Below are 13,861 nucleotides of genomic sequence, written 5' to 3'. Positions count from 1 at the left end.
CAATTCCTGAGTTTAGGCCATAAAAAAATAGGTTGTTTTTTTAAAACAACCTATTTCAGTTAAATTATATGATTTTATTTCTTATATGGAAACTTTAGAAATGACATAAAATTTTGGGGCTTCACCTTCTGTTCTTATTCCGGGCCAATCTATTATTCCTTTTTTGAAACTGTAAGAGTTTGTGTCTAAACTCATTTTTTGAAAAGTTATGGAATTAGTTAAAGCGCCATTTGATATTGGATTTATCCACCCAACATATACTTCCAATCCCTTCATTTTATAATTTGTCATCAAAGTATATTTCATTTCTAGTTCAGGATATTCTGTATTTGATCCTAATATGGTCAAACTCACTTTACCTACCTCGATCAAGCTGTTTTCAGAGCAATTATCCTCAATCTGAATATAAATAGGATATTCTTGGGATTGCGGATCAATTAAAGAATTATAATCAAATTGATTTGCCCATCCCCAGTTCAGTTGATTTAATTCTTGAAAAGAAAAGCAATCTTTTATGTCATTTTTGATAAAACCAAAATGAGTTAAGTCACCACCACCTCCTGGCTCATTGGTATTATGACCAGAACCATCATTTCCATTCTCAGAGGAGGAGTTGGATTCATTTTCATCGTTGTAATCGCAAGTATTAAGACAGAAATTGTGATACCAACCCCATCGGCTTCCATTAAATTCAATGGCTAATTCCCCTTTTCCAAAGGCAGTTTCAGACTGCTTAATAATTCCTTCACTGTTTTTCGAAACCACAGATGCATGCATGGAGATGATAATACATAATTCGCCATTATGATTTGCAGACCAATTATTATTGATATCAACCGTGAATTGAACTGATTGAACATGCCCATGTTCCCCGTGATACGGAAAATGACCTATTTTAGGATTTCCGCTTTGAGTAACCGGTAAATCAGATTTCTCACCTACGAACAAATGAGTTTCTGTTAACCACCAATCACCTGATGTTTCATAGGTGATGTAGATCTTAGTGTCGTCATTGGTGACGGTAATTTCGCCTACATCGATATTTTGACCAGCAATTAATTCATAAACAACCGGATCTCCACAATCCTTGATTTCTGAATTTTCAACAGCGTTATTTTGATCAAATTTATCAGATGTTGAAGTTGTTTGGTTGATACTTTTTCCATACTGATCAACACTTTGCAAGTAAATTTCCTCTTCACTCTGATTACAGGAAACAATAACCCATATCCAAAGGAAGAATAAAAGCGATTTTATTCTCATAGCATTTTTTAAATAAAACGCTAAAATGAATAATTTAGTGTATATCTTTTTGAAGTTGAATTATTCGATGAATTCTAAATCGTCTAATATTGCCAAGGATGTACATAACCTTTCATCAATATTTTCTATACCATAAACCTTAGAGCTAAGCGTATAATACTCATCCGGTTTTGTCTTGATATAAATTTGGATAAAATTAAAATCAAAACCATTTTGATGACCTTTAGAATGATCATAAAAAGCAGGAAATCCTTTAACCGTCATCTCTCCTTGTTCTAAAAGCAAAAGTTCGTTTTTTAATTGAATGTCGACAAATTTTTTAACAAATTCTTCATTAAATTCAACCGATCCCTGATGCCACGCTACGTCTAAAATAAAGGAACTTGTCAATTCTATGGTCGTATCGGCAGTATATATTTCTGATTTATATTCATCAACATAAAGTTGTGTTTTCCAATCTTTTGGCAATTCTAGTTTAAATTTTTTTAATGCGTCTTTATAAACTTTCGTATCTGAAAATGACTTGTGCGAAACGCAACCCATCTGATTGCCAATTTCACTTTTCTTACATGATATAATGGAGAGAAACAGTGTTAAAAGAAGGAGCGTAAAAAACCTATTCATGAAATGTTATTTTTGAAATTTGTTTATTCCCTGCCAGCCAGGCAGTAGTTCTGTTTGTAAAACGGATTGTATAAAAAGGACGATCTGAAATTTTCATCCAGTGTTCACCACCATCTCCGGATTTATAGATTCCCATGGTCGATACTGCCATGATTTCTTTTCCATTGGTATTGGGGACAAATCTGACACAACTGATATAAGGAGGTAAGTTATTATTTGCAATTAAAGTCCAGGTATCTCCGGAATCTTTTGTAACCGCTTTGTTAGCAGTATTTTCCGACTTATTCTCCCAATTGCCACCCATAATAATACCGCTTTTTTCGTCATAGAAATCACAAGAATAAATGCCCGTCATTTCTTTTCCTTGAACAATTGGACTTTGGACTACTTTCCAATTTATACCGTAATTATGGCTTGCAAAAACACGAGAAGCTTTTCCACCTGAAACCATCCAAACAAAATTTTTGACAGCCTTGATATTGGTATTGCTCGCGGCAAATGCAGCCTCGCCTTTAATGATTTTTGGCAATGAATTACAATCAGTTTTTTTCCAAGTATGACCACCATCTTCGGTTTTTATGAAAGAAAGACAATCATCGGTAGGATCTCCCATGGCATAACCTATTTTCTCACTGGCAAAGGTCATAGCATCATAAAAAACGTGTGGGTGTTCCTCCGAATACACCAATACAGGGCTCATTGTAGGGTGAAAAGGATCAATTTTAAAAAGTTTTGCAGGATTCCCAATAGACAGGATAAAAACATTTTTCTCGTTATAAGTGACAGCTCTAAATTCTGGTTTACTTCCGTCTTTATTTGTTATTGAATCTAGGATAATATTACTATTTACAACTTTTCCGAATATACCGTTTGAACCGGCAAAGAATAAAGTAGAATCATTGATCACCTCGATAGCTCTAATGCTCGAGGGAATAGAAAAATCTTGAAATACAATTTTATCCTGTGCAAAAACTAAAGGGTTTACCACAAAGATGAAATACAACAAAAAAATAGATTTGTTCATTTTTATTATAAAGTAGCCAAAAATAAATCATTTACAGAAATAAAACTAATTAGCAAAGTCTAAGTTCTTTGTATACTTTGGTTCATTTTCATTAGAATATTTAATTCAAAAACAATTAAAATTGATGAAATTGATTTTTTTATTAAAAAAATGGCAAAAACATTTTTACGTCTAAACATTTTATTTTTATATTTGCGCAGATTGAAAAAAGAAATGAACATTCAAAATTTACATCACCATCATATTTTAACTTGCCGTCAAGCGAGCTAAATATGCTGTGATATAATCATAAAATATTAACCCGTTTGAGCACATCAAACGGGTTTTTTCTTTCCCATTGAGGTGCTTAGAAAAATAATTAAAATAACATGACACAATTAAAAATTGCCATTCAAAAGTCGGGTAGACTAAACGAAGATTCATTAAATATTTTAAAAGATGCCGGTATCTCTGTGAGCAATGGATTAAATCAACTAAAATCTTCTGCTTCTAATTTTCCGCTCGAAATTTTATTTTTAAGAAATAGCGATATTCCCCAATATTTGATAGACGGGGTGGTAGATATTGCAATCATTGGAGAAAATCTTTTGGTTGAAAAGGGGGGTAATATCTCTGTTTTAGAAAAGCTCGATTTTTCAAAATGTAAAGTTTCACTCGCAGTACCTAAATCTTTTCAATATAATTCTATAAAGGATTTAGAAGGAAAAAAAATTGCGACATCTTATCCGAATACCTTAAATAAATATCTGAATCAATTTGGTATTGAAGCGGAGTTACACGAGATCTCTGGATCGGTAGAAATTGCACCAAATATAGGTCTGGCAGATGCAATTTGCGATATTGTGAGCAGCGGTAGTACCTTGTTTCAAAATAACTTAAAAGAAGTTGAAGTTTTATTTCGTTCTGAGGCTGTCATTGCAGTTTCACCGATAATTACACCAGAAAAGCAAGTAATTCTAGACAAACTACATTTTAGAATTAAATCAGTTTTAAAGGCGCGAAGCTCAAATTATGTGCTGTTAAATGCCCCAAATGATAAAATAGAAGATATAGTTAAAATCTTACCCGGAATGAGAAGTCCAACGGTTTTGCCCTTGGCGGCTGCCGGTTGGAGTTCAATTCACACAGTCATAGAAAAATCTAAATTTTGGGAGTTGATTGATGAATTAAAGAATGCCGGAGCAGAAGGAATACTCGTAATACCGATAGAAAAAATGGTTCTTTAAAACTTTTTGTGATGAAGAAAATTATATATCCCGAAAGAAAAGATTGGTACGAACTATTACAGAGACCAACAGCCACTTTTTCTCATATTCAGCCTTTGGTTCAAGAGATATTTGAGGAGATTCAAAAAGAAGGTGATACCGCAATTAAAAAATATTCTTTAAAATTTGACAATGTTGATCTGAGTAATTTTGAAGTGAGTACTAAAGAAATTACGGATGCGAAGAATGCGCTTTCAAAAGAATTGAAAGAAGCTATTAAAGTAGCTAAAACAAATATAGAGACCTTTCATAGTTCACAAAAAAGAGAAATTAAGAAAATTGAAACTTCGCCTGGTGTTATTTGTTGGCAAGAAAAAAGAGCTATTGAAAAAGTGGGTCTTTATATACCTGGAGGTACAGCACCTCTCTTTTCTACAATTCTGATGTTAGCTTTACCTGCCACTATTGCAGGCTGTGATGAAATTATTTTATGTACACCACCAAATGATCAAGGATTTGTGCACCCGGCGATTTTATATACAGCTGCGCTTTGCGGGGTGACAAAAATATTCAAGATTGGTGGTATCCAAGCCATTGGTGCGCTAACTTTTGGAACAGAAACAGTCTTGAAAGTAGATAAGATATTCGGTCCTGGAAATCAATTTGTAACGGTAGCCAAGCAAATTTCTACCCAGTACGGGATTTCGATTGATATGCCCGCCGGACCTAGTGAGTTATTAGTATTGGCAGATCATACCGCTAATCCGGTCTATGTGGCAGCAGACCTTCTATCGCAAGCGGAACATGGTACAGATAGTCAGGTGATTTTAGTAAGTAAGGATAAAGATTTTGCCCTTAAAGTTGAGATTGAAGTAAATAATCAGATCCAGAAATTACCCAGAAAGAATATTGCAGAAAAAGCAATTGAAAACTCAAAAATCATCATTGTTCAAAACAATCAGGAAGCAATTGATTTAATCAATTTATATGCACCTGAGCACTTTATAATTTGCACTGAGGATAACGATTTTTTTGTTTCCACGATTAAAAATGCAGGCTCCGTTTTTATCGGTAATTATACGCCTGAAAGTGCGGGAGATTACGCCTCAGGTACAAATCATACATTACCGACAAATGGATTTGCTAAGGCCTACAGCGGTGTTAATTTAGACTCGTTTATGAAGTCAATTACTTTTCAAGAAATTTCAAAAACAGGTCTAAAGGGCATTGGTTCAGCCATAGAAATTATGGCAGCAACGGAGGGATTGGATGCCCATAAAAATGCAGTTACAGTAAGATTAAAGGATTTAAAATGAGTGCAAATTTTAACTTACAAAAATTAATCAGGCCAAACGTTATAAAAATGAACGCTTATTCTTCTGCTCGAGATGAATTTAAAGAACTGGGTGCGGATAAAGTATTTATTGATGCGAATGAAAACCCCTATGAAAATGGTCTAAATCGATATCCCGATCCTCAGCAGAGAAGCGTGAAAGCAAAATTAGCTGATATAAAAGGTGTTAACATTGAGAATATCTTGTTGGGCAATGGAAGTGATGAAATTTTAGATTTAATTTTTAGAGCGTTTTGTAACCCCGGTCGGGACAATGTGATCATACTTCCTCCAACTTATGGCATGTATAAAGTTCTGGCGAACCTCAATGATATAAACGTTAAGGAAGTGCTGCTAGATGAAGCCTTTCAGCCAAATACCAATCTCATATTAGATTCTATTGATGATAATACTAAATTAATTCTTATATGCTCCCCGAATAATCCTACAGGAAATAATATAAGAGTACGTTCGATAGAGAAAATTCTTGATAATTTTGATGGAATTGTTGTAATAGACGAGGCTTATATAGATTTCAGCAATGAGAAGAGTTGGATTGAAAAGCTTGAAAAATATCCAAATTTGATTGTCACCCAAACTTTTTCAAAAGCCCTCGGATCCGCTGCCATTAGGTTGGGAATCTGTTATGGCTCAAAAGAAATTATAGAGGTTTTAAATAAAATAAAACCACCTTATAATATCAATATTTTAACACAAAATGCAGCGATCGAAAAACTTGACAACTATAGATTAATAAATAAAGAAGTAAGTGAAATAAATACATCTAAAAGTTTGTTTATAAATTATTTAAATAAAAATAAAAAAGTGTTAAAAGTCTTTCCTTCCGATGCTAATTTTGTGCTTGTTAAAGTTGATAATGCCAATTTACGATATAGACAATTAATTGAAAAAGGAGTAGTAGTACGAAATAGAACACATGAGCCTTTATGTGAAAATTGCTTGAGGTTTACAATCGGAACGCAGCAAGAAATGACCTCACTAATGGATATTTTTACAAATCTGGATTAATATGAAAAAAGTATTATTTATTGATAGAGATGGAACCTTGATAAAAGAACCTGAAGACTTACAAGTTGATGGTTTCGAAAAACTTGTTTTTTATCCAAAGGTGTTTTCAAATTTATCTAAAATAGTAAAGGAATTTGATTTTGAATTGGTCATGATTACCAATCAAGATGGTTTAGGTACAGATTCATTTCCTGAAAGCACTTTTTGGCCCGTTCATAACCTCATCATCAAAACTTTTGAAAATGAAGGTGTTTTTTTTGAAGAACAATTCATAGATCCAAGTTATCCTGAAGAAAATTCTCCAAATAGAAAACCGCGAACCGGTTTACTGACCAAATATTTTTCCGATAAATATGATCTCGAAAATTCATTTGTTATTGGTGATAGAATTACGGATGTAGAATTAGCTAAAAACCTAAATGCAAAAGCTATTTACATCAATAATCAAAGTGATTTGGGAAAGGATGAATTGAGTGTAAAAAGAAATGAATTAGATCGCTGGATTTGTCTTGAAACAACTTCATGGGAAGAGATTTATGCTTTTTTAAAATTAAATAAAAGAAAAGCAACCATAGAGAGAAAAACCAATGAAACTGATATAAAAATTGAACTAAATCTCGATGGAACGGGTAAATCTAAAATAGATACAGGTCTGCCATTTTTTGATCACATGTTAGATCAGTTGGCGCGTCATGGAGGAATGGACCTCAATATCTCGGTAAAGGGAGACTTAGAGGTAGATGAGCACCATACGATTGAAGACACGGCTATTGCTTTGGGAGAGGTTTTTCATTCGTCATTAGGAAATAAATTAGGTATTGAACGATATGGTTTTACCTTGCCCATGGACGACTGTCTGGCTCAAGTTGCTATTGATTTTGGAGGAAGGAATTGGTTGGTATGGGATGCAGAATTTAAAAGAGAAAAAATTGGAGAAATGCCTACAGAGATGTTCTTTCATTTTTTTAAATCATTTACAGATGGTGCGAGGGCAAACCTAAATATTAAGGCAGAAGGAAATAATGAACACCATAAAATTGAAGCAATTTTTAAATCATTTGCAAAAGCGATCAAAGTAGCTATAAAAAGAGACCCTGATAAACTAATTCTACCAAGTACCAAAGGATTGTTGTAATGATGAATACAAAACAAAACATTGTTTTAATTGATTACGGAGCGGGAAATGTGCAATCCGTAAAATTTGCTTTAAACAGACTGGGTTATGAGGCGCAATTATCTGAAGATGCGGATGTAATTCAACAGGCAGATAAGGTGATTTTTCCGGGCGTAGGTGAGGCGAGCAGTACCATGGAAATTCTAAAAGAAAAAAAATTAGACCAGATCATTTCTAAATTGACACAACCTGTTTTGGGAATTTGCCTCGGTATGCAGCTGCTTTGTGGAGCAAATGAAGAAGGTTTTACTGAAGGAATAGGTGTTTTTGATGTTCCTGTATTGAAATTTCCAAGTTCAGTAAAGGTTCCGCAAATTGGTTGGAACCAAATCAAACAATTAAAATCACCGCTTTTCGAAGAGATTGCGGAAAATGAATATATGTATTTGGTGCACAGTTTTTATATTCCCAAAAACAATTATGCTATTGCGACTTCATTTTATGGGTTTGACTATTGTACCGCAATTCAAAAAGATAATTTTTATGGGGTTCAGTTTCATCCTGAAAAAAGTAGTTTAGCTGGTGAAAAATTGTTAGATAATTTTTTAAAATTATAAGTTGATGAGAATAATTCCGGCAATAGATATTATTAATGGCAAATGCGTAAGGTTAACCAAAGGGGACTACAATACACAAATTATTTATAATGAAGACCCTCTTGAAGTGGCGAAAGAATTTGAGGCGAACGGAATACAATATTTACATTTGGTAGATTTGGACGGAGCGAAGTCCAGCAAAATTCATAACCACAAAATTCTTGAAAAAATAGCAACTAGAACTGCTTTATACATCGATTTTGGTGGAGGCATTAAATCAGATGAAGATATTCGTATTGCATATGAATCAGGAGCAAAACAAGTAACGGGTGGTAGTATCGCAGTAAAAAATCCAGATTTATTTCAAAAGTGGCTGAAGAAATATGGTAATGAGAAAATTATTTTAGGTGCTGATACTGATCATGGAAAAATTTCTACAAATGGTTGGCTCGAGGCATCTGAAATGGATGTGATTCCTTTCGTAGAAGCTTATCAAAAAAAAGGAATTAAATATGTTATTAGTACAGATATTGCAAAAGATGGTATGCTTCAAGGTCCATCATTAGACTTGTATAAAGAGATGTTGATTAAATTACCAGAAATTAATCTCATTGCAAGTGGTGGAATTACGACGATAAATGATTTAGAAGATTTAAAAAAATTAGGATGTGAAGGAGCTATCATTGGAAAGGCCATCTATGAAAATAGAATTTCACTAGCTGATTTGACTAAATTTATATTAAACGATTAAAATGATTACAAAAAGAATCATTCCTTGTTTGGATATTAAAAATGGAAGAACAGTGAAAGGGATCAATTTTTTAGATCTTCAGGATGCTGGAGATCCTGTAGAATTAGCCAAATATTACAGTCAAACTGGGGCAGATGAATTGGTATTCTTGGATATTTCTGCCACAGAAGAAAGAAGAAAAACATTGATAGATTTAGTGACTAAAGTGGCACAACAGATCAACATTCCTTTTACAGTTGGGGGTGGTATTTCCTCTATTTCAAATGTTTATGATCTTTTACATGCAGGTGCAGATAAAATTTCCATAAACTCATCTGCAGTTAAAAATCCAAACCTGATCAATGAACTATCGAATAAATTCGGCGCACAGTGTATTGTTGTGGCTGTAGATGCGAAACAAATTAACGGACATTGGAAAGTTCATTTGGTGGGAGGGAAAGTACCTACAGATATTGACCTATTCGATTGGGTTAAGGAAGTTGAACAAAGGGGTGCAGGAGAGATACTGTTTACATCCATGGATCATGACGGTACCAAAAGTGGTTTTGCCAATCAAGCTTTAAAAAGAATGACAGAATTAATTAATATACCAGTTATTGCCTCAGGAGGTGCAGGAAAAAAGGAAGACTTTGCGGATGCCTTTAAGTTGGGTTTAGCAGACGCAGCTTTAGCAGCAAGTGTATTTCACTATAAAGAAATGGAAATAAACTTCTTAAAACAATATTTAAATGGGCAAGGAATTGCCATGAGATTATGATACAAATAGATTTTTCAAAGTTCGATAATGGTTTGATTCCGGCCATAATTCAAGATGCTGAAACAAAAACAGTCTTGATGCTAGGTTATATGAATGAAGATGCCATTAAAAAAACATATGAATTAAAGAAAGTTACTTTTTTTAGTCGAAGTAAAAATAGATTATGGACAAAGGGCGAGGAAAGTGGAAATTTTCTCCATTTTGTCAGTATGAAAAACGATTGTGACCAAGATACTTTACTTGTTCAGGTAAATCCTATCGGGCCTACTTGCCATAAAGGAACAGATAATTGTTGGGGCGAACAAAACAGCTCAGAATTTGATTTTATTTCAAAACTTGAAAAAGTTATTGAAAACAGAAGAGAAGATGTTGAAAATAAATCTTCTTATGTAAAATCACTTTTTGATAAAGGAATCAATAAGATCGCTCAGAAAGTAGGAGAGGAAGCCGTAGAAGTTGTGATTGAGGCAAAAGACGATAATGATGAATTGTTTTTAAACGAATCTGCAGATTTACTCTTTCACTATTTAATTTTATTACAGGCCAAAGGTTATTCATTAAAAGATGTTCTTTCTATTTTGAAACAAAGACACAAAGCCTGAGTTATGATTTATTCGTCTAAATATACCATTACCAAAAAAGTAGAAGCTAAAGATATTGATCGCTTACATCATGTTAATAATGTCGTTTATTTAGAATGGGTGAATGAAATTGCAAAATTACATTGGGAAGAGCTAGCCAAAGATCATGTGCAGGATTATTATTGGGTGGTAAGAAAACATGTGATCGAGTATTTTAAGTCGGCACTTTTAAATGACGTATTAACTATATCAACTTGGGTTGGCACTTCGAAAGGTGTACTGTCTGATAGATATGTGGAAATAAAAATAGGTGAGACAATTTTGGTTAAAGTGAAGTCAACATGGTGTTTAATAGATGCCCAAAGTCATAGACCTAAACGAATAACAGAAGATATGATCCGATTACTAAAACCATAAAAATGCCCCCAAATAGTTTAACTTTTTGGGGGCACTTCAAAATAGTGATTTTTTAAATCTACCACCTACCTCCGCCATACATATTTACGCCTACACTTGGGGTAACGCGCGGACCATTGGGTCCAAAGGTCATGTCGAGACCAACATTTGTATGCATGCTGCTGCAAGATTCAAGAATAAAAAAGACAAAAAGTAAAAGTATGATAGATATTATTTTTTTAAGTTTCATAACGAAAAGATTTAATTAGTTATTCCAAATTTGAACTGCAAAGGGAGCTCCATTGGGATCTTGGATAATGGCGACAGTATTATTTCTGATGCTCTGATCCGGTTCAAGCATGATTACTGCCCCTAAAGTTTCAGCCTTCTCAGAAATTGCATTTACATCCGTTACCTTAATATAAGGAACCCATGCAGAACGCATGTTTTCTACAGGATTTTTCATTACGCCTGATAGTTTATTGCCATTATTTTCAAACAAAAAATAAGGAACAGTTTGACCCTCCACTTTATTGGCTTTATAGGGCACTAAACCTTGATAGTAAATGAGTGATGCATCCAAATCACTTGTCCATAATTCATTCCAAAGCCAGTTATTATTTTCAGAAACAAATGTAGGATCTCCACTGTCGGAGTGCACAAAAGAAATGTATGCCCCTTGTGGATCCCTTACCAAAGCAGATTTACCTCTCCCTTGAAAATGAGCAATTTTAAACATGGTTTTACCTCCTTTTTGAGTATTGTAGGCAACTGCTTTTTCAACATCAGGTACAGAAATAGAACTCAGCCATTCTCCTGCCGGATGCTCTGTTGCATTTAACTCAATAATTCCACCGATGGCTTTCCCGTTGTTATAAATGACATGGTATTGTTGACTGCCCTCTTTACCAAGCGTTTCATAAGTCCAGCCAAACATCGAAGCATAAAACTCCATGGCCTTTTCAGGATTTGGTGTAATGAGATCATGCCATATCACCTGGCCGTATTGATAATTGTTTGTTGGGTTTGAAGATATGCTAGGATAATCAATCCGGGCACAAGACATTACAAGAACACCTACTAATACAAGTGTCAAGTAAAATTTAATGGTTTGGTTTAATAATTTCATAAATGATTTGATTTTGGTTGATATTGGTTTAAATTTATCATTTTTATTCAAATTAAACTTCAACAAAATATTTTTTTTTAAATTTATTATTAAAGTTTCGAAATACGATCCGTTATATGTTGGTTTGTTTTAAAAGCTATATTCAAATTATTTTAGTACTGGCATTCACCATCAAGGTTTATGCTCAGAAAGACTTGTATGCCTTTAAATCTGATGTGACGCCAAGTAAAAGTAAAACTGAAAAGCCTTCATTATTTGGATCTGAAGCTGTTAGTTCTTTTAAAACAAACATTGAGAATATCGATCTTTATTTTAATTCAGAATACATACCTTATTTGAACAAATCACCCTTGTCAAGTTTAGAATTCTTCAATATAAATTACGAAAAAGTAGATCTCCTGCCAAATGATTTGACTTTCTTGATTAATAATGAAGATTCTACAATTGTATCAGAACTTTTTTTAGCGCCTGAATCTATTCAAAACCTTTATACACTAAATGAAGTAGCCTATATAGAAAATTTTAAAGGTGAAGATTTTTTGGAAGCCAAAAAAAACGCATTCCAAAGACAGCTTTATTCTTTAAAATCATATAAGTTCAGTAAAGACTATTATCAGTTTTTTGATTGGAAAAGTCTTAATCATCCTCCTGTAAAACAACTTAGAGAAAGTTTAAAGTTTTACGATAAAAAAAGAACATTAATAGATTATGATACAATTAGTTCTGAATTTTTTTCTCAAAATTTTCATCAGTTAGTAGACCAACTTTCAGGAACAAATTTGACTTTTGGAAATGAATTAGAATTACTGGAAAACGGCTATTCCTTTGATAAAAAGTTAGAATTAGTAAGAAATGCCAAGAAAAGCATTTTAATTGCGGTGATGTCTTTTTATAAAGATTCAAGTGCTATGGTAATGGCCAATGAATTAATTAAAAAGTCAAAGGAAGGAGTGCATATCGTTTTAGTGGTAGAGAAAGTTTGGACAAAATTAATGATGAAAAAGGGATTAAAGGAGTTTCCTAAGAACAACATTACAGTTATTTACGCCGATGACCTTCTAAAATATGACAATCATAAAAGGGCTTTGTTTCACAATAAAATATGGGTTTTTGATGAGGAAACCGCTATTGTTGGAGGTCAGAATATATTAAACAGTGATAATATTTCAACAGGATTTAATCATCAAAGTCGGGATTCTGATTTGTTGGTGAGGGGCCCTGCCGTGACCGATATTTCTAAAAGTGTAATAGAAATTCTAGAAAAATATAATTATCAAAAAAAATGTACTGAAGATCAGATCCGATATATAAAAGATTTTCAAAAATCTTTGAGTAGTAGACTTGATGCCGAAGTTTTAGATAAAAAAAGAGGTACAGCGATCTATCAAGAAAAATTGGAAAATCCAGATTCTCGGATGATGGGAGTGTGCAGGTATATTATTCAAGGTCCGCAAAATGATAAAAATTTGATTGCAAAAGTTTATTTGCAATATTTAAATCAAGTCAAATATAAAATCGACTTAAATACTGGCAAGGTAAATTTTAATTTAAAGGATAAAAATGCGTATTCTTTTTTTGAAGGTTGGGAACAACAACTTTGGAATAAACTGTTTGAATTGGGCGAAAATGGGAAAGAAATTAATTTAATTTCAAATGGAATTGATGGTGGTTATGGTGAATTGAGCAGCCACATGAAAAGACAATCGTTTGTCAAAAATGATAAGTGGTTATTTGGAAAAGCATACCCTGTGGTAGCGGAAAAACTAGATAGAAAGGCAGCGCACAGAAATTATCCATTTTTACGTGCAGCACAACAAAAAAAGAATATTGATGTCTGGTTTTATTTTCAATATATGCACTCAAAATCATTTATGCTAGATCGTTTTGTTGTTTCAGTTGGCAGTTTTAACCTCGATAAATGGTCAGCAGATAAAAGTCATGAATCAGTGCTTATTTGTCAGGACAAAGAGTTGGCAAAACAATATGAATACAATTATGTCTTAGATTTGGTAAATTCTACCCCTGTTCCAGTTAAGTATAAATAAAAAAAGAGGCTTTC

The 13,861-nt window shown here is 33.3% G+C and carries 15 protein-coding genes; 10 read left to right on the top strand and 5 right to left on the bottom strand.

The window, feature by feature from the left end; translation table 11 throughout:
* Window positions 1-81: 81 nt before the first annotated feature.
* The 3 genes from ACFQ39_RS11665 to ACFQ39_RS11655 are packed head-to-tail and all read right to left on the bottom strand — an operon-like array spanning window position 82 to window position 2,911.
* The gene (locus ACFQ39_RS11665; RefSeq protein ID WP_377179099.1) at window positions 82-1,263 is read right to left on the bottom strand and encodes a hypothetical protein; all 1,182 of its coding nucleotides are present in this window, start codon (window positions 1,261-1,263) and stop codon (window positions 82-84) included.
* A gap of 60 nt (window positions 1,264-1,323) precedes the next feature.
* Window positions 1,324-1,887: a hypothetical protein gene (locus tag ACFQ39_RS11660; protein ID WP_377179097.1), complete on the bottom strand. Its 564-nt coding sequence runs from the start codon at window positions 1,885-1,887 to the stop codon at window positions 1,324-1,326.
* Window positions 1,880-2,911, bottom strand: coding sequence for a sialidase family protein (locus ACFQ39_RS11655; protein WP_377179095.1), 1,032 nt, complete (start codon window positions 2,909-2,911; stop codon window positions 1,880-1,882). The genes ACFQ39_RS11660 and ACFQ39_RS11655 overlap by 8 nt, the downstream gene beginning before the upstream one ends.
* A 368-nt stretch (window positions 2,912-3,279) precedes the next feature.
* Here ACFQ39_RS11655 and hisG point away from each other — a divergent pair, with 368 nt between their 5' ends.
* Genes hisG through ACFQ39_RS11610 form a run of 9 tightly spaced genes read left to right on the top strand, consistent with a single transcriptional unit; the run spans window position 3,280 to window position 10,694 of the window.
* Window positions 3,280-4,137, top strand: a complete 858-nt coding sequence (hisG, locus tag ACFQ39_RS11650; protein ID WP_377179093.1) for an ATP phosphoribosyltransferase — start codon at window positions 3,280-3,282, stop codon at window positions 4,135-4,137.
* A gap of 11 nt (window positions 4,138-4,148) precedes the next feature.
* Window positions 4,149-5,432, top strand: a complete 1,284-nt coding sequence (gene hisD, locus ACFQ39_RS11645; protein ID WP_377179091.1) for a histidinol dehydrogenase — start codon at window positions 4,149-4,151, stop codon at window positions 5,430-5,432.
* Window positions 5,429-6,478, top strand: a complete 1,050-nt coding sequence (hisC, locus tag ACFQ39_RS11640) for a histidinol-phosphate transaminase (RefSeq protein WP_377179089.1) — start codon at window positions 5,429-5,431, stop codon at window positions 6,476-6,478. The genes hisD and hisC overlap by 4 nt, the downstream gene beginning before the upstream one ends.
* 1 nt (window position 6,479) lies before the next feature.
* A complete protein-coding gene (hisB, locus tag ACFQ39_RS11635; RefSeq protein ID WP_377179087.1) occupies window positions 6,480-7,613 on the top strand; it encodes a bifunctional histidinol-phosphatase/imidazoleglycerol-phosphate dehydratase HisB in 1,134 nt (377 codons plus the stop codon).
* A gap of 2 nt (window positions 7,614-7,615) precedes the next feature.
* Window positions 7,616-8,209, top strand: a complete 594-nt coding sequence (gene hisH / locus ACFQ39_RS11630) for an imidazole glycerol phosphate synthase subunit HisH (RefSeq protein ID WP_377180013.1) — start codon at window positions 7,616-7,618, stop codon at window positions 8,207-8,209.
* Window positions 8,210-8,213: 4 nt separating this feature from the next.
* Entirely contained in the window at window positions 8,214-8,939 is a 726-nt protein-coding gene (hisA, locus tag ACFQ39_RS11625) for a 1-(5-phosphoribosyl)-5-[(5-phosphoribosylamino)methylideneamino]imidazole-4-carboxamide isomerase (protein ID WP_377179085.1), read from the top strand.
* Window position 8,940: 1 nt separating this feature from the next.
* Window positions 8,941-9,696, top strand: a complete 756-nt coding sequence (gene hisF, locus ACFQ39_RS11620; RefSeq protein ID WP_377179083.1) for an imidazole glycerol phosphate synthase subunit HisF — start codon at window positions 8,941-8,943, stop codon at window positions 9,694-9,696.
* Window positions 9,696-10,298, top strand: a complete 603-nt coding sequence (gene hisIE, locus ACFQ39_RS11615; protein WP_377180011.1) for a bifunctional phosphoribosyl-AMP cyclohydrolase/phosphoribosyl-ATP diphosphatase HisIE — start codon at window positions 9,696-9,698, stop codon at window positions 10,296-10,298. The genes hisF and hisIE overlap by 1 nt, the downstream gene beginning before the upstream one ends.
* Window positions 10,299-10,301: 3 nt before the next feature.
* Entirely contained in the window at window positions 10,302-10,694 is a 393-nt protein-coding gene (locus tag ACFQ39_RS11610) for an acyl-CoA thioesterase (RefSeq protein ID WP_377179081.1), read from the top strand.
* 58 nt (window positions 10,695-10,752) lie between these two features.
* On the opposite strand, the gene ACFQ39_RS11605 is transcribed toward ACFQ39_RS11610, so the two are convergent.
* Both ACFQ39_RS11605 and ACFQ39_RS11600 read right to left on the bottom strand, forming a co-directional pair.
* On the bottom strand, window positions 10,753-10,923 hold the full coding sequence (locus ACFQ39_RS11605) for a hypothetical protein (RefSeq protein ID WP_377179079.1): 171 nt from the start codon (window positions 10,921-10,923) through the stop codon (window positions 10,753-10,755).
* Between the two features lie 15 nt (window positions 10,924-10,938).
* Window positions 10,939-11,802, bottom strand: coding sequence for a VOC family protein (locus ACFQ39_RS11600; RefSeq protein ID WP_377179077.1), 864 nt, complete (start codon window positions 11,800-11,802; stop codon window positions 10,939-10,941).
* 116 nt (window positions 11,803-11,918) lie between these two features.
* On the opposite strand from ACFQ39_RS11600, the gene ACFQ39_RS11595 reads away from it, so the two are divergent.
* Window positions 11,919-13,847, top strand: coding sequence for a phospholipase D-like domain-containing protein (locus ACFQ39_RS11595; RefSeq protein WP_377179075.1), 1,929 nt, complete (start codon window positions 11,919-11,921; stop codon window positions 13,845-13,847).
* Window positions 13,848-13,861: the final 14 nt, after the last annotated feature.

This window comes from Namhaeicola litoreus (genome assembly GCF_042679565.1).
In the GTDB taxonomy this organism is placed as follows: Bacteria; Bacteroidota; Bacteroidia; order Flavobacteriales; family Flavobacteriaceae; genus Namhaeicola; species Namhaeicola litoreus.
This window is presented reverse-complemented; position numbering and strand designations above follow the sequence as displayed.

What these genes read in the sequence shown, in the direction of transcription:
- ACFQ39_RS11665 (WP_377179099.1), bottom strand. Translation starts at nt 1,263, where the DNA reads ATGAGAATAAAATCGCTTTTATTCTTCCTTTGGATATGGGTTATTGTT.
- ACFQ39_RS11660 (WP_377179097.1), bottom strand. Translation starts at nt 1,887, where the DNA reads ATGAATAGGTTTTTTACGCTCCTTCTTTTAACACTGTTTCTCTCCATT.
- ACFQ39_RS11655 (WP_377179095.1), bottom strand. Translation starts at nt 2,911, where the DNA reads ATGAACAAATCTATTTTTTTGTTGTATTTCATCTTTGTGGTAAACCCT.
- hisG (WP_377179093.1), top strand. Translation starts at nt 3,280, where the DNA reads ATGACACAATTAAAAATTGCCATTCAAAAGTCGGGTAGACTAAACGAA.
- hisD (WP_377179091.1), top strand. Translation starts at nt 4,149, where the DNA reads ATGAAGAAAATTATATATCCCGAAAGAAAAGATTGGTACGAACTATTA.
- hisC (WP_377179089.1), top strand. Translation starts at nt 5,429, where the DNA reads ATGAGTGCAAATTTTAACTTACAAAAATTAATCAGGCCAAACGTTATA.
- hisB (WP_377179087.1), top strand. Translation starts at nt 6,480, where the DNA reads ATGAAAAAAGTATTATTTATTGATAGAGATGGAACCTTGATAAAAGAA.
- hisH (WP_377180013.1), top strand. Translation starts at nt 7,616, where the DNA reads ATGAATACAAAACAAAACATTGTTTTAATTGATTACGGAGCGGGAAAT.
- hisA (WP_377179085.1), top strand. Translation starts at nt 8,214, where the DNA reads ATGAGAATAATTCCGGCAATAGATATTATTAATGGCAAATGCGTAAGG.
- hisF (WP_377179083.1), top strand. Translation starts at nt 8,941, where the DNA reads ATGATTACAAAAAGAATCATTCCTTGTTTGGATATTAAAAATGGAAGA.
- ACFQ39_RS11610 (WP_377179081.1), top strand. Translation starts at nt 10,302, where the DNA reads ATGATTTATTCGTCTAAATATACCATTACCAAAAAAGTAGAAGCTAAA.
- ACFQ39_RS11605 (WP_377179079.1), bottom strand. Translation starts at nt 10,923, where the DNA reads ATGAAACTTAAAAAAATAATATCTATCATACTTTTACTTTTTGTCTTT.
- ACFQ39_RS11600 (WP_377179077.1), bottom strand. Translation starts at nt 11,802, where the DNA reads ATGAAATTATTAAACCAAACCATTAAATTTTACTTGACACTTGTATTA.
- ACFQ39_RS11595 (WP_377179075.1), top strand. Translation starts at nt 11,919, where the DNA reads ATGTTGGTTTGTTTTAAAAGCTATATTCAAATTATTTTAGTACTGGCA.